Origin of the sequence: Micromonospora sp. LA-10, from assembly GCF_051853095.1 — a bacterium.
GTDB classification, from domain to species: domain Bacteria; phylum Actinomycetota; class Actinomycetes; order Mycobacteriales; family Micromonosporaceae; genus Micromonospora; species Micromonospora echinospora_A.
Map to the genome: position 1 here is coordinate 5,705,251 of NZ_CP195710.1, position 20,026 is coordinate 5,725,276.

The following is a 20,026-nucleotide window of genomic DNA, read 5'->3' on the forward strand; positions in this document are numbered from 1 at the left end:
GTCCGGGCGGTCACTCGTTCGCGGTCGCGCCCGCGTGCGCGGTCACGCCGGCCTCGGCCCGCTGGGCGGTCGCCGGATCCTTCCACACGTGCACCCGCTGGGCCGGGCGCTGGTCGAGCCCGGTGATCCCGGCCGCGGCGCCGAGCGCCTCCGCGTACACCTGGTCGGCGTCGAGGCGCCGCAGCTCCTCGGCCAGCTCGTCGCCGAGCGGCCGGCGGACCAGCGGCAGCGTGCGGTCCTCCTGCCCGGTACGCCGGAACACCGCGATGCTGTCGTCCCGGGTCAGCGTCAGCTCGTCGCCGTTGGCGCAGCGCAGCTGCACCTGACGCATCCGCGGGAACTCGTCGCTCCGCTCCCAGGCCGGTTCGATGCCGAGCCGGGCCTTGAGCCACCCGCTCATCAGCGCCGCCGTCGGGTCCGACGGGGGCGCCACCACGCTGGCCTCGGTGACCCGGGCCTGGGTGGTGTCGAACGCGCCCGCGACGAGCGTGCGCCACGGGGTGATCCGGGTCCACGCCAGGTCGGTGTCTCCGGGGGCGTAGTCGTGGGCCCGCTGCCGCAGCGCGGCGATCGGGTCGGCGGCCTGCGCCGAGTCGGTGATCCGCCGGTCGGCCACCACACCGAGGAAGTCGGTGGCGATCTCCTCCGGCGGCTCGCCGTGCCACCACGTCACCACCGGCACGTCCGGCACGAGCAGCGGCATCACCACGGATTCGGCGTGCAGCGCGAGCCGCCCGTACATCCGGGTCACGACCGCCTCGCACGGCCCGAGCCGGCCGCCCACGACGATCTCCGCGTCCAGCCGGTTGCGGTCGCGTTCCACGTCGGAGCGGACCACCACGAGCAGCCGGCAGGGGTGCGCTGCCGCGGCGATGGTGGCGGCCGCCTCGGCCTCCCGGACCCGCTTCTCGTCCACCACCACGATCAGCGTGAGCGCCATGCCGCTGGCCACTCCGCCCGCGCTGCGCCGTTCCGCGGCCAGCGCCTTGACCACCTCGTTGCCGGTGGTGTCCCACAGCCCGATCATGCTCTTCTCCAAGCCCGGCCCTCGCGGGCCAGCATCTCGTCGGCGGCCCGGGGTCCCCACTCGCCGGCCCGGTACGGCTCCGGCGTGGTGCCCTCCCAGGCGTGTTCCAGTGGGTCGACGACCTGCCAGCTCTGCTCCACCTCGGCGGCGTCCGGGAACAGCGTCCGGTCGCCGATCAGCACGTCCAGCACGAGCCGCTCGTACGCCTCGGGGCTGGACTCGGTGAACGCCTCGCCGTACTGGAAGTCCATCGCGATGTCGCGGACCTCCATCGTGGTGCCCGGCACCTTGGAGCCGAACTTCAGCACCACGCCCTCGTCCGGCTGCACCCGGATGACGAGCTGGTTGGGGCCGAGGGACTCCATGTCGGCGGCGTTGAACGGCAGGTGCGGCGCCTTCTTGAACATGATGGCCACCTCGGTGACCCGCCGGGGCAGCCGCTTGCCGGCCCGGATGTAGAACGGCACCCCGGCCCAGCGCCGGTTCTGGATGCCCAGCTTCACCGCCACGTACGTCTCGGTGGTGGAGCCCTCCGGGACGCCTTCCTCCTCCAGGTAGCCCTTGGCGCGCTCGCCGCCCACCCAGCCGGGCAGGTACTGGCCGCGCACGGTGTCCTGGGAGACGTCGTGCGGCACGGTGATCGCCTTGAGCACCTTGAGCTTCTCGGCGCGGATCTCGTCGGCGTCGAAGCTGGTCGGCTCCTCCATCGCGACCAGGGCGAGCAGCTGGAGCAGGTGGTTCTGGAGCACGTCGCGGGCGGTGCCGACGGAGTCGTAGAAGGCGGCCCGGGTGCCGATGCCGACGTCCTCGGCCATGGTGATCTGCACCGAGTCGACGTACTTGGAGTTCCACAGCGGCTCGAACAGGTTGTTCGCGAACCGCAGCGCCAGGATGTTCTGGACCGTCTCCTTGCCGAGGTAGTGGTCGATCCGGAACACGTCCTGGCGGGTGAAGACGTCGTCGACCAGGTCGTTGAGCGCCTTGGCCGAGGGCAGGTCGTTGCCGAACGGCTTCTCCACCACCACGCGGCGCCAGCCGCCGGACTTGTCGTTGTCCGCCATGCCGGTGCGGGCGAGCTGCTTGAGCACCACCGGGAAGGCCGCCGGGGGGATGGAGAAGTAGAAGGCGGCGTTGCCGGCGATGCCGTGCGAGTCGCGCAGCTCGTCGAGGGTGGCGGCGAGCTGGTCGAACGCGGCGTCGTCGTCGAACGAGCCGCCGACGAACTTGATGTTGCCGGCCAGCCGGGCCCACACCTCCTCCCGCCACGGGGTACGGGCGTGCTTCTTGGCCGCCTCGTGCGCCACCGACTCGAAGTCGCCGTCGCCCCAGTCCCGGCGGGCGAAGCCGAGCACCACGAACCCGGGCGGCAGGAGCCCCCGGTTGGCCAGGTCGTAGACCGCCGGCAGCAGCTTCTTGCGGGCCAGATCGCCGGTCACCCCGAAGATCACCAGGGCACACGGCTCGGGGATCCGGGGCAACCGCCGGTCCTGGACGTCGCGCAGCGGGTTCACCGGGCCACCTCCTCCTGCGTCTCGGTCCGCTGATTCCAGGTCATTGATCGTCACGTGCGTGTCCGTCCGGCCGTATCCAGCAGCTGGGCGGCGCCAGCCGCCCGCTTGGTCAGGTGCAGTCGCAGCACCGGTCGTTCCCGGCCGGCCAGGGCCTGCCGGTCACCGGCGGCCTGGGCCGCCTGGAGCTGCGCGAAGGTGTACGGACGGCCGGGCACTTCCAGATCATCGGTGACCGCACCGGTGATCTGGAGGTGCCGGCCGCGGGTGTCGGTGTGCTCCGGCCGGCGCGGTCCCCAGGCGAAGGTGACCGGCCGTCCGGTGTGCCGTGCCAGCAGCGGGCGCAGCCCGGCCACCGCCGCGTCGGCGCGCGGGTCGAGGTACGCGGTGACCACGAGGTGCTCCCGTTCGCCCAGCCCGTCGAGCAGCCAGCGCAGCGCGCCGGCCAGGTCGGCCGGCGCGCCGTTCGGGGCGTACACCTCGATCGTGTCCTCGACCGACGACGGCGGCCCGCTGTCCGGCTCGTGGTCCGCCACCGCGGCGGCGGGCGACGCGAACGGGTCGGCCCGCAGCGTCACCGCGGCGGTCGCGGCGGCGTAGGTCCAGGTGAGCAGATGCGCGCCGAGCGGCCCGTTGACCGCGACGTCGGCGGCCACGCCCGGGCCGACGCCGGCGCCGAGGGCGCCGCCGAGACCGACTGTGAGCACGCCCGGCCCGGTGGCGCCGGGGGAGTCCGGGGACTCCGCGACCAGCGGCAGGAGCCGCCCGCCGGTCGCGTCGGCGAGCAGCGCGCCCGCCCAGCGGCCCAGGCCGTCGAGTCCGGTGCCGTCGGGGACCAGCGCGACCGTGTCCCGGCCCGCGCCGGGCGCCGCGCCCAGGGCCGCGCCGAGCGCGAGGCCCGGATTGTCCCGGTCCCGGTCGAGCGCGGCGGTGAGCGCCTCCGCCTCGTCCAGCACCTCGGCGACCGGCGCGCCGGCCAGCGCCGCCGGGACCAGGCCGAACGCGGTGAGCGCGGCCCACGGCCCGGCCACGCCCGGCTCGGCCGGGAGCACCACAGCGCCCAGCTCGTCAGCGCGCGCCGCGAGTTCCGTGCCGGGTTCGGTGACCACCACGACGTGCCGGGCGGCATCCGGGCCCTCGTCCGCCCACGCCTGCCGGTAGGCCCGCAGGTGGGCGTCGGTGGTCCGGTCCAGGCCGTGCCGGGCGGCGAGCACCAGGAGGGTACGCGCCGGACGGTCGGCGAGCGCGGCCCGCGCCGGCCCCGGATCGGCGGTGCCGAGCACCGTCACCGGCCGGCCGAGGCATTCGGCCAGCACCTCGGCGGCGAGCGTGTCGCCGCGGTCACCGGCCAGCACCACATGGTCCAGGTCGTCCAGCTCGGCGGCCAGTTCGGCGAGCTGGGGGAGCAGGTCCCGGCTGCGCCGGTGGGCGTGCAGCCAGCCCAGCCGGGTGAGCGCCGCCGTCTCGGCGGCGGGCCCCCAGAGGGTGGGGTCCGCCGCCGCGAGCCGGGCCGGGACGTCGTGGGAGACGAGCGTGGCCCGCGCCGACGCGCCGACCGCGTCGGCGCCGCGCACGGCCAGGCCGGCGGCCATGTCCGCCCGCCCGGCCAGCAGGTCACTCATGGTGTCGCCTCTCACCCGTCACACGGTACGGCGCGACGCGTCCCGGGGCCCGGCCCCGGGACGCGTCGGACGCCGTCGGTCACGCGTTGCCGCCGGCCTGCTGGGCCGCCTGCGCGTTCTCCCCGGCGGCCCGGTGCGGGCTGCCCGAACCCTTGGCCGCCTCGGCGAGGGACTTCTTGACCCCCTCCAGCAGCTCCACCCAGCTCGCCTCGAACTTCTCCACGCCCTCACGCTCCAGCGTGGCGATGACGTCGGAGAGGTCGACGCCCACCGACTGGAGGTCCGCGAAGACCTTGCGGGCGTCGTCGTACGCCACGGTGACGGTGTCCGGCTTGGTCTCGCCGTGCTCGGCGTACGCGTGGATGACCGGTTCCGGCATGGTGTTGACGGTGCCGGGCGCGATCAGCTCCTCGACGTAGATGACGTCCCGGTAGTCCGGGTTCTTCGTCGACGTGGAGGCCCACAGCGGGCGCTGCGGGTGGGCGCCCGCGTCGGCCAGCTTTTGCCAGCGCGCCGAGGAGAAGACCTCGCCGTAGCGCTCGTACGCCAGCCGGGCGTTGGCGACAGCGGCCTTGCCGCGCAGCGCCTTGGCCTGGTCGGAGCCGATCTTCTCCAGCCGCTTGTCCACCTCGCTGTCGACCCGGGAGACGAAGAACGAGGCGACCGAGCCGATCTTCGACAGGTCGTGCCCGTTGGCCTGCGCCTGCTCCAGGCCCGCCAGGAAGGCGTCCATCACCTGCGAGTACCGGTCCAGGCCGAAGATCAGCGTGACGTTGACGCTGATCCCCTCGGCGAGCGTCGCGGTGATCGCGGGCAGGCCCTCCTCGGTGGCCGGGATCTTGATGAACAGGTTCGGCCGGTCGACCAGCCACCACAGCGCCTTGGCCTCGGCGACGGTCTTCGCCGCGTCGTGCGCCGAGCGCGGGTCCACCTCGATCGACACCCGGCCGTCCACGCCGGCGCTGGCCTCGTACGAGGGGCGCATCACGTCGCAGGCCCACCGCACGTCGTACGTGGTGAGCATGCGGACCGCCTCCTCGACGTCCACACCACGTACGGCGAGGTCACGAAGCTGCCAGTCGTACTCGTCGGCGTCGCTCAGCGCCTTGGCGAAGATCGTCGGGTTGGTGGTCACCCCCGCTACGTGGCTCTCCCGGCGCAGCTTGTCCAGCCCGCCGGAACTCAGCCGTACCCGGGAAAGATCGTCGAGCCAGATCGCCACCCCGGCGCCCTGGAGTTCCTTCAGCCTGTCCGTCATGCCGTCCACGCTCCCCTCAGTTGCCGGTCGTGAAACCGGTGATGTCGCCCACCCGGGTCAGCGCCGCGTGCGCGGCGCCCACGATCCGGTCGGGGGTGAACCCGAACTGCTCGAACAGCACGGTGTGCGGCGCGCTGGCGCCGTAGTGCTCGATGCTCACGCACTCGCCGCTGTCGCCGACGATCGCCCGCCAGGACATCGCGATGCCCGCCTCCACGCTCACCCGTGCCTTTACCCCGCGAGGCAGCACCGACTCCCGGTACGCCTCGTCCTGCGCGAAGAACCACTCCTGGCAGGGCATCGAGACGACCCGGGTGGGGGTGCCGTCGGCCTCCAGCCGCTCCCGCGCGGTGAGGCAGAGCTGCATCTCCGAGCCGGTGCCGATCAGGATCACCTGCGGCTTGCCGCCGGACGCCTCGGCCAGCACGTACCCGCCCTTCGCGACGCCCTCGGCGCCGGCCAGGTCGGTGCGGTCGAACGTGGGCAGCGCCTGGCGGCTGAGCGCCAGCGCGGTCGGCCGGTCGGTGTGCTCCAGCGCCTGCCGCCACGCCCAGACCGTCTCGTTGGCGTCGGCCGGGCGGACCACGTCCAGGCCGGGGATGGCCCGCAGCGCGGTCAGGTGCTCGATCGGCTGGTGGGTCGGGCCGTCCTCGCCGAGGCCGATCGAGTCGTGCGTCCAGACGTAGGTAACCGGCAGCTTCATCAGCGCGGCCAGCCGCACCGCCGGGCGCATGTAGTCGCTGAACACCAGGAAGGTGCCGCCGTACGGGCGGGTGCCGCCGTGCAGGGCGATGCCGTTGAGGATCGAGCCCATGGCGTGCTCGCGGATGCCGAAGTGCAGCGTGCGGCCGTACTCGTCACCGGGGAAGTCCTTGGTGGCGTGCGCCGCCGGGACGAACGACCGCTCGCCCTTCATGGTGGTGTTGTTGCTCTCGGCCAGGTCGGCCGAGCCGCCCCACAGCTCGGGCAGCACCGGCGCGAGGGCCTCCAGGATCTTGCCGGAGGCGGCCCGGGTGGCGACGCCCTTGGCGTCCGCGTCGAAGGTGGGCAGCGCGTCGGTCCAGCCGGTCGGCAGGGTACGGGTGGACATCCGGTCCCACAGCGCCTTGCGCTCCGGGTTGGCCTGCGCCCAGGCGTCGAACCGGGTGGTCCACTCCGCCTGCGCCTGCGCGCCGCGCTCCAGCACCTGACGGGCGTGCTTGAGCACCTCCTCGTCGATCTCGAAGGTGCGCTGCGGGTCGAAGCCGAGGATCTCCTTGGTGGCCTTGACCTCGTCCGCGCCGAGCGCCGACCCGTGGATCTTGCCGGTGTTCTGCTTGTTCGGGGCGGGCCAGCCGATGATCGTGCGCAGCGCGACGAACGACGGCCGGTCGGTCTCCGCCTTGGCGGCCAGCAACGCCTGGTACAGCGCCTCCACGTCCTCGTGGTAGTCGCCCTGGTCGGCGTCGCCGCTGCGCCAGTCGACGGTCTGTACGTGCCAGCCGTACGCCTCGTAGCGGGCCGCGACGTCCTCGCTCTTGGCGATGCGGGTGTCGTCCTCGATCGAGATCTCGTTGTCGTCGTAGATCACGCAGAGGTTGCCGAGCTGCTGGTGACCGGCGAGCGCGCTGGCCTCGTGGGTGATGCCCTCCTCGATGTCGCCGTCGGAGGCGATGCACCAGATGTCGTGCCGGAAGGGCGAGTCGGCGCGGTCCGGCTCGGGGTCGAACAGGCCGCGCTCGCGGCGGGCCGCCATGGCCATGCCGACCGCGTTGCCGAGGCCCTGGCCGAGGGGACCGGTGGTGGTCTCCACGCCCGGGGTGTGGCCGTGCTCCGGGTGACCCGGGGTGAGCGAGCCCCACTGGCGCAGCGCCTTGAGGTCGTCCAGCGCGAGCGGGTAGCCGGACAGGAAGAGTTGAATGTAGAGCGTCAGGCTGGAGTGGCCGGCGGAGAGCACGAACCGGTCGCGGCCAGCCCAGTTCGGGTCGGCGGGATTGTGCCGCATGACCCGGTTGAAGAGCAGGTACGCCGCGGGGGCGAGGCTCATCGCCGTCCCCGGGTGGCCGTTGCCGGATTTCTCCACGGCGTCCATGGCCAGCACGCGGACCGTGTCGACGGCCCTGCGGTCGAGGTCGGACCAGTTGAGAGCGGGAAGCTCGGGTCGGTTGGCAGCCACGATGGTTGTGCTCCTCGGCAGATGGGCGGAACCCTCACTGATGACCCTATCGAGCGGTGCTAAACGTCCGCCCGGGGATCTCAGCATGCTGTTCTGTACGGATCGCGAACGTTCCGTCGTTCAACCGCAGGTGTGACGGCTCGCACCGTTGCCGGGTCCACGGGGCAGCCAAAACGACGCCGCGTAGTGTGTGGGGCGGTGTGTGGGCCTCGAAGGGTCCGGGCCGAACGACCTCCCCCGCCGATGCCGGAAGGTGGCAATCCGTGAGCATGATCACCGAGCGCCCCGTCAGCAACCCTGCCGGGCAGCCGCCGGTGGGCACTGTGGCGGAGGTGCCGGCGAGCGGCCGGCGGGACGTACGCGCCGTGGTGGCGGCGTACGTGGCGCTGACCAAGCCGCGGATCGTCGAGCTGCTGCTGGTCACCACCGTGCCGGCGATGATGCTGGCGCACGGCGGGATGCCGTCGCTGTGGCTGGTCGCCGTGGTGCTCGTCGGCGGGTCGCTCGCGGCGGGCGCGGCGAGCGTCATCAACTGCTACATCGACCGCGACATCGACCAGCTCATGCGGCGCACCAAGCGCCGCCCGCTGCCCACGCACACCGTGTCGCCGCGCAGCGCGCTGATCTTCGGCCTGGTGCTGGCGGCCGTCTCGGTGGCGCTGATGGCGGCGACCACCAACTGGCTGGCGACGGTGCTGACGCTCGCCGCGATCGCCTACTACGACCTGGTCTACACGCTGTGGCTGAAGCGGACCACGGCCGCCAACACGTTCTGGGGCGGCATCTGCGGCGCCGCGCCGGTGCTGATCGGCTGGGCCGCTGTGACCGGCTCGCTGGCGCCGGCCGCCTGGGGCCTGTTCGCTGTGGTCTTCTTCTGGCAGATGCCGCACTTCTACGCGCTGGCCATCAAGTACAAGGCCGACTACGCGCGCGCCGGCGTGCCGATGCTGCCGGTGGTGGCCTCGGTGCGGCGGGTCAACGCCGAGATCATCGGGTTCTCCTGGCTCACGGTGCTCTCCTCGCTGGCGGTCTGGCCGCTCGGGATGAGCCCGATCTACGGGGTGACAGCGCTCGTGGTCGGCGGGATCTTCCTCGTCGAGGCGCACAAGCTGTGCCGGCGGGCCACGCGTGGCGAGGCGGTCAAGCCGATGCGCCTGTTCCACTGGTCCACCACGTACCTCACGATCCTCTTCGCGGCCGTCGCGCTCGACGCCCTGCTCTGACCCGCCCGTCCGGCGGTTCATCAGAAATTTTTTTCGGGCTTTCGCGGAGCGGGCCAACCTGGACAGATTGTGACGATCTCGCCTGCCTGCTTTGCCCAGATTTAAGGGACATGTACGGGCGAATCACCTGTGGTTCTTCTTAAACCGACGGGTAATTGGCATCACATTCAGTTCATGGTTCTCGCACATCCGAGTGGAAGTCTGCTTAGGCTTCGCGTCATGGCAGAAGGTTCCGATACGACGCTGACGGCTGACAAGACCGCCGAGCAGGCCCCCCAGGGCCTGGTCGCGGGCATCAAGTCGTTCGCCGCCGGACACGGCGGCGCGAAGGCGGTCATCGAGTACGTCGGCAAGCGCGGCGCACGGATCGTCCTCGTGGGTTCCGACGGGGTGTGGGCGGACCAGTTCGCCGACGGCACCGACGTGGCGCGGCAGGCATGCGCCAAGGCCGGGGTCGACGTCGAGAACGCCTGGGAGCGTGAACTGATGGACCAGATGCGTCCGAGCAACGACCTGTGGCGGTCGATGGCCCGGCGCACCATGGCCCGTTGACATAGACCGAATGACCAACCACCACCAGTCGACCCGGGGGAAACCCCGGGTCGCTTTCGTCACCTGCGCCGAGCTGCCCGACCTCGACCCGGACGACCGGCTCGCGCTCGCCCCGCTCGCCGCCCGCGGGGTCACCGCCGAGATCGCGGTCTGGGACGACCCGGCCGTCGACTGGGCCGGGTACGACCTGGTCGTGCTCCGCTCGCCGTGGGACTACGCGCGGCGGCGCGACGAGTTCGTGGCCTGGGCGCGTACCGTGCCGGCCCTGGCCAACCCGGCCGACGTGGTCGCCTGGAACACCGACAAGCGCTACCTGTCCGAGCTCTCCGCCGCCGGAGTGCCCACCGTCGAGACGGTGTGGGTCGAGCCGGGGCAGGCGTGGACGCCACCCGCCGGGGGCGAGCACGTGATCAAGCCGGCGGTCAGCGCCGGCAGCCAGGACACCGGCCGCTACGACCTGACCGACCCGGAGCACCGCGAGCTGGCGGTGGCCCACGTCCGGCGGCTCTCCGACGCCGGGCGGCTCACCATGGTCCAGCCGTACCTGGAGGCGGTGGACACCGCCGGGGAGACCGCGCTGCTGTTCCTGGCCGGCCCCGGCGGCCTGGCGTTCAGCCACGCGATCCGCAAGGGTCCGATGCTGACCGGGCCGGACCTGGGCGAGGCCGCGCTCTACAAGGAGGAGCGGATCGACCCGCGCACCGCCACGGCGCAGCAGCGCGAGGTTGCCGAGAAGGTGCTGGCGACCGTGCCGGGCGGCCCGGAGCGGCTGCTCTACGCCCGGGTCGACCTGATCCCCGGCCCGGACGGCGCGCCGGTGCTGGTCGAGCTGGAGCTGACCGAGCCGAGCCTGTTCGTCGGGTACGCCGACGGCGCGCCGGACCGGCTCGCCGACGCGGTGCTCGCCCACCTGCCCCGCCGCTGAGCCCGAGGCGAGCGCACGACGCTCAGTCGCGGTCGCTGTGGTTGCGCGCCCAGCGGCCACCGATCGGCGGCGTGTCCAGCCGCAGCGCCGCAGCGGTGCCGGCCAGGTCGTTGTCCTCGAACGCGCACGAGACGCAACTGCCCGCCTCGGTGACCCAGATTCCGTACGCCTGGGTGTCGGCGTCCCGGTGCCAGATCCGGTTGCCGCGCACGGTGGCCGAGTCGAACGGCGCGGCGATGGTGATGCCGCCGCAGGCCGGCGGAGAGTCCGGCAGCTCGTACGCCGTGCCGGGCCCCGGCGTGGCCGCGCTCCAGCCGGTGGAGCCGTCCGGGCGTACCTCGGCCAGGGAGAGCCGGGTGGCGCTGTTGTCGGACACCACGGCGTCCCGTGAGCCGACCCGGACCACCTTGCCCCGGTGCCCGCCGTCCGGCCAGTCCGCGTTGCCGTCGGTGACCTCGCGCGGGCCGTAGCGCACCGCCTCGCCCGAACCCCGGTGGGCCGGGGCGGAGCGGCAGCCGTTGTCCCGGATCCGGTTCCCGACGATCGACGTGTCGAGCATCGGCCGGTCGATCCGGATGCCGTCCAGCGCGTTCTCCCGGATGTCGTTGTCCTGGATCACCACGTCGGCCGCCGCGCCCCGGTAGCCGTGGCCCAGGTCGTGCTCGTGGTAGCCGAAACCGCCGTTGCGGCTGATCCGGTTGCCCTGCACCGTGTACGGGCCGGGGGTGTTGCCCATGCTGATCCCGTCGCCGACGTTCGAGTCGATCACGCAGCCGGTGAGCAGGCCGCCGCGCCCGGCCACCCCGGCGGTGCCGTTGCCCGACACGTCGAAGCCGGCCTCCAGGTTGTTGGTCATGGTGCAGCCGGACACGATCAGCCCGTCCGCGCCCCAGTCGGAGATGCCGAACCGGTTGGCCTGGCTGTGGCAGCCGATGATCCGGATGCCGCGCGGCGGGGTCCAGTAGTCCTTCTGCAACTCCAGGAAGATGCCGTTGGTGCCGTTGCCGATGGTGGTGCAGTTGGCGATGGTGAGGCGCTCCACGTCGCCCCAGCCGCCGATGCCGATGCCGATCCCGGCGCCGCCCATCTGGTCGCCGTTGTCCAGCCGGCCGCACCCCACCGCGACCACCCCGTCGATCAGGCCGTCCTGGAGGAAGTCGCAGCCCAGGCCGGTCGCGCCGGTGTGGTGGATGTAGAGGTTGCGGAACACGCCGCGCACCACGTACTGCAGGCCCAGCCCCTTGGCCAGGTAGTCGTAGGCGGTCTGGGCGACCCCGGAGCCGTCGATCTCGAAGTCGGCGAACGTGCAGTCGGCGATGTGCCGGTCCCGGTCGGCGCCGTGCTGCACGGTGGTCCAGTACGCCAGCGGGACCGGTTCGCTGCGGTTGCCCTCGTTGCTGAGCAGGAACCGGGTGGCGGCCGGCCCGGCGCCGAGCAGCGAGACGCCGCTGCGCCAGACGGTGCCGGCGTCGCGGATCGAGTAGAGGCCCGGCGGGCAGTAGATCACCCGGGCCCGGCCGTCGGCGTCGTACCCGGCGCCGAGCCGGTCCACCAGCGCCGCCAGGGCCGGCTGATCGTTCGTCACCCCGTCGCCGGTGAGGCCGTGCTCGTGGGCGTCGCACCACAGCGGCGCGCCGGCGACCGGCGTCAGCCGTTGCGGCGTGGTGGTGGCGAGGCTCTTGCGCGGCACCGGGAACTCCCCTCGGGCGTGCGGTCCGTGGCCCGGACCGCTTTCCCGTTCCCGTCGTGCGATAACGCGCCGCTCAGGCGCCGGCGCCCACCGGCTCGGCGACCGGCTCGGCCGGGGCCGGCGGAACGGCCGGCAGCCGCTCCCGGGTCGCGTGCAGGACGCCGAGCGTGGCCAGCAGCACCAGGCAGGAGCCGAGCATGTGCGCGCCGACGAGCACGCCGGGCAGGTGGGTGAAGTACTGCACGAAGCCGATCACGCCCTGGCCCAGCTCGACCGCGATCAGCACCGCGGCGGCCCGCGCCGCGCGCGCCGCGCCGACCGCCCGGAACGCGAAGTACAGCGCCACCGACAGGCCGATCAGCAGGAAGACGCCGTCGGCGTGCACCTGCGAGATCGCTGCCGGGTCCAGGCCGTTGCGGGCCGCGCCGTGGTCGCCGGCGTGCGGGCCGCTGCCGGTCACCCAGGTGCCGACCACCAGCACCGACGCGCTCACCGCCGTGGTGATCCAGGCGAGGGTACGCAGCGGCGCCGGCACTGTCGGGGTCACCGGCCCGTCCGGCTCCTTGATGCGCCGCCACAGCGCGTACGCGGCGGCGATGACCGCCATGGAGGCGAGGAAGTGCAGCCCGACCACCCACGGGTTGAGGTTGGTCAGCACGGTGATGCCGCCGACGACCGCCTGGGCCGGGATGCCGAACAGCACGCCGACGGCCAGCGGGAGCAGCCCGCGCCGGCGGGGGCGGTGGGCCAGCACGGCCAGCACGACGGCGAGTGCGATGATCCCCACCGCGAAGGTGAGCAGCCGGTTGCCGAACTCGATCACCCCGTGCACGCCCATCTCGGCGGTCGTGGTGTAGGAGTCGTCGGTGCACCGGGGCCAGGTGGGGCAGCCGAGGCCGGACGCGGTGAGCCGGACGGCCCCGCCGGTGACCACGATCGCGACGTTCGCGATGATCGAGGCGAGCGCGAGGCGGCGCAGCAGCGTGGACGAGACCGGGAACCGGACGGAACGCTTCACGGAGCGAATCCTACGCACCGTAGTTGATCCCGATCGGGTGACTCCGCCACCCCGGTGGTCGGAATCACCGGACCCGGGTTTGCGGGCCCCGGACGAATTACGTAACGTTGCCGTTGTGAAAAACGCGGCGGCGCTGTCCCGGGCGTCGGTGACCAGTGCGGTCACCGACGGTTCGCGGTCGCGTCGTGGGGTCCGGCCCGTCGAGCGGGAGTCCGCTCCGGCCGACCTGTCGACCCGCGACCGGGTCACCCAGCTCCTGCTGGAGCGCGGCGCGACCACCGCGGCGCAGCTCGGCTCGGCGCTCGGCCTCAGCCCGGCCGCGATCCGCCGGCACCTCGACGCCATGCTCGCCGACGGCGACGTGGTCGCCCGCGACCAGGTCGTGCGCGGCAGCCGGGGGCGGGGCCGGCCGGCCAAGGTCTTCGCGCTCACCGAGGCGGCCCGCGGTCGCTGCGGCACCCACCACTACGACAACATGGCCACCGCCGCGCTGCGGTGGATCGCCCGCACCGGCGGCGCCGAGGCGGTCGCGGCGTTCGCGGCCGAGCAGGTCTCCGCGCTGGAGACCCGCTGCCGGGCGGCCATGGAGGACGCGGGAGACGCGCCGCTCGCGCGGGCCGAGGCGCTCGCCGGGGCGCTCACCGCCGAGGGTTACGCTGCCAACGCGTCCACGATCGCCTCCGGCGGCCAGCTCTGCCAGCACCACTGCCCGGTGGCGCACGTGGCCGCCGAGTTCCCTCAGCTGTGCGAGGCCGAGACCGAGGTCATCTCCCGTCTGGTCGGCACCCACGTACAGCGCCTGGCCACCATCGCGCACGGCGACGGCGTGTGCACCACGCACATTCCCGCCCAGTCCGGTTCCACCGTCACCACTGTGAGGACAGATAAATGACCGAGCAGATCGTTCAGCCCCTGACCCAGGAGGAGCAGCTCGCCGCCCTCGGTCGCTACGAGTACGGCTGGGCCGACCCCGACGTCGCCGGGGCGTCCGCTCAGCGCGGCCTCAGCGAGGCGGTGGTGCGGGACATCTCGGCCAAGAAGAACGAGCCGGCCTGGATGCTCGACCTGCGGCTCAAGGGCCTGCGGCTGTTCGGCCGCAAGCCGATGCCGAACTGGGGCGCCGACCTCACCGGGATCGACTTCGACAACATCAAGTACTTCGTGCGGTCCACGGAGAAGCAGGCCACCTCCTGGGAGGAGCTGCCCGAGGACATCAAGAACACCTACGACAAGCTCGGCATCCCGGAGGCGGAGAAGCAGCGCCTGGTCGCCGGTGTCGCGGCGCAGTACGAGTCCGAGGTGGTCTACCACCAGATCCGTGAGGACCTGGAGGAGCAGGGCGTCCTCTTCCTGGACACGGACACCGCGCTCAAGGAGCACGAGGACCTGTTCAAGGAGTACTTCGGCACGGTCATCCCGGTCGGCGACAACAAGTTCGCCGCGCTGAACACCTCCGTCTGGTCCGGTGGCTCGTTCATCTACGTGCCGAAGGGCGTGCACGTGGACATCCCGCTGCAGGCCTACTTCCGGATCAACACGGAGAACATGGGCCAGTTCGAGCGGACGCTGATCATCGTCGACGAGGGCGCGTACGTGCACTACGTCGAGGGCTGCACCGCGCCCATCTACTCCTCCGACTCGCTGCACAGCGCGGTCGTGGAGATCATCGTCAAGAAGAACGCCCGGTGCCGCTACACGACCATCCAGAACTGGTCGAACAACGTCTACAACCTGGTCACCAAGCGCGCCGTGTGCCACGAGGGCGCGACCATGGAGTGGGTCGACGGCAACATCGGCTCCAAGGTCACCATGAAGTACCCGGCGGTCTACATGACCGGCGAGCACGCCAAGGGCGAGGTGCTCTCGGTCGCCATGGCCGGTGAGGGCCAGCACCAGGACGCCGGCGCCAAGATGGTGCACGCCGCGCCGCACACCTCCTCGACCATCGTGTCGAAGTCGATCGCCCGTGGCGGCGGCCGCACCTCGTACCGCGGTCTGGTGCAGGTGCTGGAGGGCTCGACCAGCAGCAAGAGCACCGTCAAGTGCGACGCGCTGCTGGTCGACACGATCTCCCGCTCCGACACCTACCCGTACGTCGACATCCGTGAGGACGACGTGTCGATGGGGCACGAGGCGACCGTCTCCAAGGTCAGCGAGGACCAGCTCTTCTACCTGATGAGCCGGGGCCTGAGCGAGGACGAGGCGATGGCGATGATCGTGCGCGGCTTCATCGAGCCGATCGCCAAGGAGCTTCCGATGGAGTACGCGCTGGAGCTCAACCGCCTGATCGAGCTGCAGATGGAGGGCGCCGTCGGCTGAGCCTGACCGCGAGCCCGGACCAGTCAGGCCGGGCCGCGGGGGCCCTGACCCGCCCTCCGGTTAATGACACCTCGTCGCAGAACAGACCAAGGAAGAGATGACTACCCAGGCTTCCGCACCGCCCACGACCAAGTCGCAGGCGCTCCGCTCGTACGACGTCGCCGACTTCCCGGCCCTGACCGGCCTGGAGGAGGAGTGGCGCTTCACCCCGCTCAAGCGCCTGCGCGGCCTGGCCGCGGCGGCGCAGGGCGCGACCGGCGCCGTCCGGCACGAGTACGGCGACCTGCCTGAGGGCGTCACCGTCGACCGGATCGGCAGGGACGACCCCCGGGTGGGCAGCGTGCTCACCCCGTTCGACCGGGTCAGCGCGCTCGCGTACGGCGGGGCCGACGGCGCGCTGCTGGTGCGGATCGCCCGCGACGCGGTCGTGGAGCAGCCGGTGCGCCTGCGGGTGGTCGGCGAGAACGCCGACGCGCTCGCGTTCGGCCACACGTTCGTCGACGTGGAGCGGTTCGCCGAGGCCACCGTCGTGGTCGAGCACGTCGGCTCGGCCACGCTCGCCGACAACGTCGAGGTGTCGGTGGGTGACGGGGCGAAGCTGACCCTGGTCACCGTCGCCGACTGGGCCGACGACGCGGTGCAGGCGCAGCACCTCAAGGTGCGGCTGGGCCGCGACGCCCGGATCGTGCACGTGCAGGTCAGCCTCGGCGGCGACCTGGTCCGGCAGTACACGTCGGTGGAGTACACCCAGCGCGGCGGCGAGGCCGAACTGTACGGCGTCTACTTCGCCGACTCCGGCCAGCACCTGGAGCACCGGCAGCTGGTCGACCACACAGTGCCGGACTGCCGCAGCAACGTCGGCTACCGCGGCGCGCTGCAGGGCGACGACGCGCACACGGTCTGGGTCGGCGACGTGCTGATCCGCGCCGAGGCCACCGGCACCGACACGTACGAGATCAACCGGAACCTGCTGCTCACCGACGGCGCGCGGGCCGACTCCGTACCCAACCTGGAGATCGAGACCGGCGAGATCGCCGGCGCCGGGCACGCCAGCGCGACCGGCCGGTTCGACGACGAGCAGCTGTTCTACCTGATGGCCCGGGGCATCCCGGAGGCCGAGGCGCGGCGCCTGGTGGTGCGCGGCTTCTTCGCCGAGCTGATCAACAAGATCCCGGTCGAGGAGCTGCGCGAGCGCCTGGGCGACGCGATCGAGGCCCGGCTCACCAAGGCCGGCGCCTGATGCTCAGGATCTGCTCCACCGAGGACGTGCCGAAGGGCACCGTGATCAGCGCCGACGTGGACGGTGTGCAGGTCGCGATCGTGCACGGCGGGGACGACGTGTTCTACGCCGTGCACGACGAGTGCTCGCACGCCGCCGTGGCGCTGTCCGAGGGCGAGGTCGAGGGCTGCACGCTGGAATGCTGGCTGCACGGATCCCGTTTCGACCTGCGTACCGGTGAGCCGACCGGGCTGCCCGCTACCGAACCCGTACCCGTCTATTCCGTCGAAGTCCGTGACGGCGACATCTACCTTTCCGTGGACGGCGACGGCCGTCCGCTGCCGAGCAATGGAGTGACCCGCTGATGAGCACCCTGGAGATCCGCGACCTGAAGGTGTCGGTCAAGCTGCCCGAGGGTGAGCTCAAGCCGATCCTGCACGGGGTCGACCTGACCGTGCGCTCCGGCGAGACCCACGCGATCATGGGCCCGAACGGCTCCGGCAAGTCGACGCTGGCGTACTCGATCGCCGGTCACCCGAAGTACGAGATCACCGGCGGCGAGGTGACCCTCGACGGCGAGGACGTGCTGTCCATGTCCGTCGACGAGCGGGCCCGCGCCGGCCTCTTCCTGGCCATGCAGTACCCGGTCGAGGTCCCCGGCGTGTCGGTGGCCAACTTCCTGCGTACCGCCAAGACCGCCATCGACGGCGAGGCGCCGAAGCTGCGCACCTGGGCCGGCGAGCTGCGCGGCGCCATGGAGAAGCTCCAGATGGACCCGGCGTTCGCCCAGCGCAACGTCAACGAGGGCTTCTCCGGCGGCGAGAAGAAGCGGCACGAGATCGTGCAGCTGGAGCTGATCAAGCCGAAGATCGCCATCCTCGACGAGACCGACTCCGGCCTGGACGTGGACGCGCTGCGCGTGGTCAGCGAGGGCGTGAACCGGGTGCGCGACACCGGTGACACCGGCCTGCTGCTGATCACCCACTACACGCGCATCCTGCGCTACATCAAGCCCGACTTCGTGCACGTCTTCGTGGCCGGCCGGATCGTCGAGCAGGGCGGCCGGGAACTGGCCGACAAGCTTGAGGAAGAGGGCTACGAGCGGTACGCCGCCGGAGCCGGCGCGGCGCGGGCCTGAGACTCGACATGACCTCGATGGCCATCCCGGCGGGCATGCCGCAGTACGACGACGTGCCGCGCTTCGACGTGGCGAAGGTGCGGGCCGACTTCCCGATCCTCGACCGGGAGGTCAACGGCCACCCGCTGGTCTACCTGGACAGCGCCAACACCTCGCACAAGCCGCGGCAGGTGCTCGACGTGCTCGCCGAGCACTACGCGCTGCACAACGCCAACGTGTCGCGCTCGGTGCACACGCTGGGCACCGAGGCCACCGAGGCGTACGAGGGCGCGCGGGCGAAGATCGCCGCCTTCATCAACGCGCCGAGCGTCGACGAGGTGGTGTTCACCAAGAACTCCACCGAGGCGATCAACCTCGTGGCGTACGCGTTCTCCAACGCCTCGCTGCGCGCGGACGGCGACCCGCGGTTCCGGCTGGGCCCCGGCGACGAGATCGTGATCTCCGAGATGGAGCACCACTCGAACATCGTCCCGTGGCAGCTGCTCGCGGAGCGCACCGGCGCGACGCTGCGCTGGTTCCCGGTCACCGACCAGGGCCGGCTCGACGAGTCCGGCCTGGACGACCTGGTCACCGAGCGGACGAAGATCGTCTCGCTGGTGCACATGTCGAACATCCTCGGCACCGTCAACGCCACCTCGCGGATCACCGCGCGGGTACGTGAGGTCGGCGCGCTGCTGCTGCTCGACTGCTCGCAGTCGGTGCCGCACCTGCCGATGGACGTGGTCGACTACGACGCCGACTTCATCGTCTTCACCGGGCACAAGATGTGCGGCCCGACCGGCATCGGCGTGCTCTGGGGCCGGGGCGAGCTGCTCGCCGCGATGCCCCCGGTGATGGGCGGCGGCTCGATGATCGAGACGGTGACCATGGCGCGCTCGACGTTCGCCGCGCCGCCGGCCCGGTTCGAGGCGGGCACCCCGCCGATCGCCGAGGCGGTCGCGCTCGGCGCGGCGGTGGACTACCTCACCGCGATCGGCATGCCGGCCATCCAGTGGCACGAGAAGGAGCTGACCGCGTACGCGCTGGACGCTCTCGCCACCGTGCCGGGCCTGCGGATCTTCGGCCCGACCGTGCCGGTGGGCCGGGGCGGGACGATCTCGTTCGCGCTCGGTGACGTGCACCCGCACGACGTCGGGCAGGTGCTCGACTCGCTCGGCGTGCAGGTGCGGGTGGGACACCACTGCGCCAAGCCGGTGTGCACCCGGTTCGGGGTGCCGGCCACCACGCGGGCGTCGTTCTACCTCTACACCACCACCGCGGAGATCGACGCCCTGGTGGCGGGTCTGGAGCAGGTGCGGAAGGTGTTCGAGTGATGCAGCTTGAGTCTCTGTACCAGGAGATCATCCTGGACCACTACAAGCACCCGCACGGCCGCGGCCTGCGGGACGCGGCGGATCCGGCCGCCCGGGTCGGCGAGGCGCACCACGTCAACCCGACCTGCGGCGACGAGATCACCGTGCGGGTGGCGACCGACGGCACGGTGTTCACCGACATCTCGTACGACGGGATGGGCTGCTCGATCAGCCAGGCGTCGGCGAGCATCCTGCACGAGCTGCTGCGCGGCAGGGCCGCGAGCGACGCCGCCGTGGTGCACGAGGCGTTCGTGCAGTTGATGTCCGGGCGGGGCCAGGTCACGCCGGACGAGGACGTGCTCGGTGACGGGGTGGCGTTCGCGGGTGTCGCGCGCTACCCGGCCCGGGTCAAGTGCGCGCTGTTGTCGTGGATGGCGTTCAAGGACGCCGCGGCACGCGCCGGGGTGGGCGTGAGCCCGGAGGTGAAGGCATGAGCGACGAGACCAACATGACCTCGGAGACCGGCGCGGTGGCGACCGACGGCACGGTTGCCGGTGGCGCGGCCGTCAACGGGGCTGTTGCCGACGGCGCAGCCGCGGGTGCGGCGGCGGGCGCGGCGGTGCCGGCCGGCGGCAAGGCCGCGGTCGGCGACATCGAAGAGGCGATGAAGGACGTCGTCGACCCCGAGCTGGGCATCAACGTGGTCGACCTGGGCCTGGTGTACGGCGTCCACGTCGACGACGACAACATCGCCACCTTGGACATGACGCTGACCTCGGCGGCCTGCCCGCTGACCGACGTCATCGAGGACCAGGCGCGGCAGGCGCTGACCACCGGTCCCGGCGGCGGCCTCGTCAACGACATCCGGATCAACTGGGTCTGGCTGCCGCCGTGGGGCCCCGACAAGATCACCGACGAGGGGCGCGACCAGCTCCGCTCGCTCGGCTTCAACGTCTGACCGTTCACCCGGTCACCGCCACGGGCGCGGCACCCCTGAGGGGGTGCCGCGCCCGCAGCGTCTGTTGCCCCGGCGGTATGGCCCTTCCGAGGGCCACTCCCTTCCAAGATCTCCCCGCTTCC

The 20,026-nt window shown here is 72.0% G+C and carries 18 protein-coding genes; 11 read left to right on the top strand and 7 right to left on the bottom strand.

Annotated features, from left to right (window positions below; genetic code table 11):
* Window positions 1–10 precede the first annotated feature (10 nt).
* From ACSDG8_RS26920 to tkt, 5 genes are all read right to left on the bottom strand, one after another.
* Window positions 11–1,027 carry a glucose-6-phosphate dehydrogenase assembly protein OpcA gene (locus ACSDG8_RS26920; protein ID WP_210895035.1) on the bottom strand — a complete coding sequence of 339 codons (1,017 nt, stop codon included), beginning with the start codon at window positions 1,025–1,027 and terminating at the stop codon, window positions 11–13.
* Window positions 1,024–2,538, bottom strand: a complete 1,515-nt coding sequence (gene zwf, locus ACSDG8_RS26925) for a glucose-6-phosphate dehydrogenase (RefSeq protein ID WP_210895036.1) — start codon at window positions 2,536–2,538, stop codon at window positions 1,024–1,026. The genes ACSDG8_RS26920 and zwf overlap by 4 nt, the downstream gene beginning before the upstream one ends.
* A 50-nt stretch (window positions 2,539–2,588) precedes the next feature.
* Entirely contained in the window at window positions 2,589–4,157 is a 1,569-nt protein-coding gene (locus ACSDG8_RS26930; RefSeq protein WP_210895146.1) for a glucose-6-phosphate isomerase, read from the bottom strand.
* 79 nt (window positions 4,158–4,236) lie between these two features.
* On the bottom strand, window positions 4,237–5,415 hold the full coding sequence (gene tal / locus ACSDG8_RS26935) for a transaldolase (RefSeq protein ID WP_210895037.1): 1,179 nt from the start codon (window positions 5,413–5,415) through the stop codon (window positions 4,237–4,239).
* A 16-nt stretch (window positions 5,416–5,431) separates the two neighbouring features.
* A complete protein-coding gene (gene tkt, locus ACSDG8_RS26940; protein WP_210895038.1) occupies window positions 5,432–7,570 on the bottom strand; it encodes a transketolase in 2,139 nt (712 codons plus the stop codon).
* Window positions 7,571–7,833: 263 nt separating this feature from the next.
* Between tkt and ACSDG8_RS26945 the strand changes: the two genes are divergently transcribed.
* The 3 genes from ACSDG8_RS26945 to ACSDG8_RS26955 all read left to right on the top strand — a co-directional run bounded on the left by ACSDG8_RS26945 (window position 7,834) and on the right by ACSDG8_RS26955 (window position 10,270).
* Complete coding sequence (locus ACSDG8_RS26945) at window positions 7,834–8,793, top strand: heme o synthase (RefSeq protein ID WP_210895039.1); 960 nt, start codon at window positions 7,834–7,836, stop codon at window positions 8,791–8,793.
* 219 nt (window positions 8,794–9,012) lie between these two features.
* Complete coding sequence (locus ACSDG8_RS26950) at window positions 9,013–9,345, top strand: hypothetical protein (RefSeq protein ID WP_210895040.1); 333 nt, start codon at window positions 9,013–9,015, stop codon at window positions 9,343–9,345.
* A 10-nt stretch (window positions 9,346–9,355) separates the two neighbouring features.
* Entirely contained in the window at window positions 9,356–10,270 is a 915-nt protein-coding gene (locus tag ACSDG8_RS26955) for an ATP-grasp domain-containing protein (protein ID WP_210895041.1), read from the top strand.
* Between the two features lie 22 nt (window positions 10,271–10,292).
* On the opposite strand, the gene ACSDG8_RS26960 is transcribed toward ACSDG8_RS26955, so the two are convergent.
* Together ACSDG8_RS26960 and ACSDG8_RS26965 are read right to left on the bottom strand one after the other, a co-directional pair.
* On the bottom strand, window positions 10,293–11,960 hold the full coding sequence (locus ACSDG8_RS26960; protein WP_210895042.1) for a right-handed parallel beta-helix repeat-containing protein: 1,668 nt from the start codon (window positions 11,958–11,960) through the stop codon (window positions 10,293–10,295).
* A 73-nt stretch (window positions 11,961–12,033) separates the two neighbouring features.
* Window positions 12,034–12,996, bottom strand: coding sequence for a COX15/CtaA family protein (locus ACSDG8_RS26965; RefSeq protein ID WP_210895043.1), 963 nt, complete (start codon window positions 12,994–12,996; stop codon window positions 12,034–12,036).
* 97 nt (window positions 12,997–13,093) lie between these two features.
* Between ACSDG8_RS26965 and ACSDG8_RS26970 the strand changes: the two genes are divergently transcribed.
* From ACSDG8_RS26970 to ACSDG8_RS27005, 8 genes are all read left to right on the top strand, one after another.
* A complete protein-coding gene (locus ACSDG8_RS26970; RefSeq protein ID WP_210895044.1) occupies window positions 13,094–13,870 on the top strand; it encodes a helix-turn-helix transcriptional regulator in 777 nt (258 codons plus the stop codon).
* Window positions 13,867–15,297 carry a Fe-S cluster assembly protein SufB gene (sufB, locus tag ACSDG8_RS26975; protein WP_210895045.1) on the top strand — a complete coding sequence of 477 codons (1,431 nt, stop codon included), beginning with the start codon at window positions 13,867–13,869 and terminating at the stop codon, window positions 15,295–15,297. Before ACSDG8_RS26970 ends, sufB begins: the two co-directional genes overlap by 4 nt.
* Before the next feature lie 97 nt (window positions 15,298–15,394).
* Window positions 15,395–16,537 carry a Fe-S cluster assembly protein SufD gene (gene sufD / locus ACSDG8_RS26980; protein WP_210895046.1) on the top strand — a complete coding sequence of 381 codons (1,143 nt, stop codon included), beginning with the start codon at window positions 15,395–15,397 and terminating at the stop codon, window positions 16,535–16,537.
* Window positions 16,537–16,881, top strand: a complete 345-nt coding sequence (locus ACSDG8_RS26985) for a non-heme iron oxygenase ferredoxin subunit (RefSeq protein ID WP_210895047.1) — start codon at window positions 16,537–16,539, stop codon at window positions 16,879–16,881. Before sufD ends, ACSDG8_RS26985 begins: the two co-directional genes overlap by 1 nt.
* The gene (gene sufC / locus ACSDG8_RS26990; protein ID WP_210895048.1) at window positions 16,881–17,654 is read left to right on the top strand and encodes a Fe-S cluster assembly ATPase SufC; all 774 of its coding nucleotides are present in this window, start codon (window positions 16,881–16,883) and stop codon (window positions 17,652–17,654) included. Before ACSDG8_RS26985 ends, sufC begins: the two co-directional genes overlap by 1 nt.
* A gap of 8 nt (window positions 17,655–17,662) precedes the next feature.
* On the top strand, window positions 17,663–18,967 hold the full coding sequence (locus ACSDG8_RS26995; protein ID WP_439427321.1) for a cysteine desulfurase: 1,305 nt from the start codon (window positions 17,663–17,665) through the stop codon (window positions 18,965–18,967).
* Window positions 18,967–19,440, top strand: a complete 474-nt coding sequence (sufU, locus tag ACSDG8_RS27000; RefSeq protein WP_064445308.1) for a Fe-S cluster assembly sulfur transfer protein SufU — start codon at window positions 18,967–18,969, stop codon at window positions 19,438–19,440. The genes ACSDG8_RS26995 and sufU overlap by 1 nt, the downstream gene beginning before the upstream one ends.
* Complete coding sequence (locus ACSDG8_RS27005; RefSeq protein ID WP_439427322.1) at window positions 19,437–19,904, top strand: metal-sulfur cluster assembly factor; 468 nt, start codon at window positions 19,437–19,439, stop codon at window positions 19,902–19,904. The genes sufU and ACSDG8_RS27005 overlap by 4 nt, the downstream gene beginning before the upstream one ends.
* Window positions 19,905–20,026 lie beyond the last annotated feature (122 nt).

Coding starts and splice junctions, on each gene's coding strand:
- ACSDG8_RS26920 (WP_210895035.1), bottom strand. CDS start 1,027: ATGATCGGGCTGTGGGACACCACCGGCAACGAGGTGGTCAAGGCGCTG.
- sufC (WP_210895048.1), top strand. CDS start 16,881: ATGAGCACCCTGGAGATCCGCGACCTGAAGGTGTCGGTCAAGCTGCCC.
- ACSDG8_RS26955 (WP_210895041.1), top strand. CDS start 9,356: ATGACCAACCACCACCAGTCGACCCGGGGGAAACCCCGGGTCGCTTTC.
- ACSDG8_RS26995 (WP_439427321.1), top strand. CDS start 17,663: ATGACCTCGATGGCCATCCCGGCGGGCATGCCGCAGTACGACGACGTG.
- ACSDG8_RS26950 (WP_210895040.1), top strand. CDS start 9,013: ATGGCAGAAGGTTCCGATACGACGCTGACGGCTGACAAGACCGCCGAG.
- ACSDG8_RS26985 (WP_210895047.1), top strand. CDS start 16,537: ATGCTCAGGATCTGCTCCACCGAGGACGTGCCGAAGGGCACCGTGATC.
- ACSDG8_RS26930 (WP_210895146.1), bottom strand. CDS start 4,157: ATGAGTGACCTGCTGGCCGGGCGGGCGGACATGGCCGCCGGCCTGGCC.
- sufB (WP_210895045.1), top strand. CDS start 13,867: ATGACCGAGCAGATCGTTCAGCCCCTGACCCAGGAGGAGCAGCTCGCC.
- ACSDG8_RS27005 (WP_439427322.1), top strand. CDS start 19,437: ATGAGCGACGAGACCAACATGACCTCGGAGACCGGCGCGGTGGCGACC.
- sufD (WP_210895046.1), top strand. CDS start 15,395: ATGACTACCCAGGCTTCCGCACCGCCCACGACCAAGTCGCAGGCGCTC.
- tal (WP_210895037.1), bottom strand. CDS start 5,415: ATGACGGACAGGCTGAAGGAACTCCAGGGCGCCGGGGTGGCGATCTGG.
- sufU (WP_064445308.1), top strand. CDS start 18,967: ATGCAGCTTGAGTCTCTGTACCAGGAGATCATCCTGGACCACTACAAG.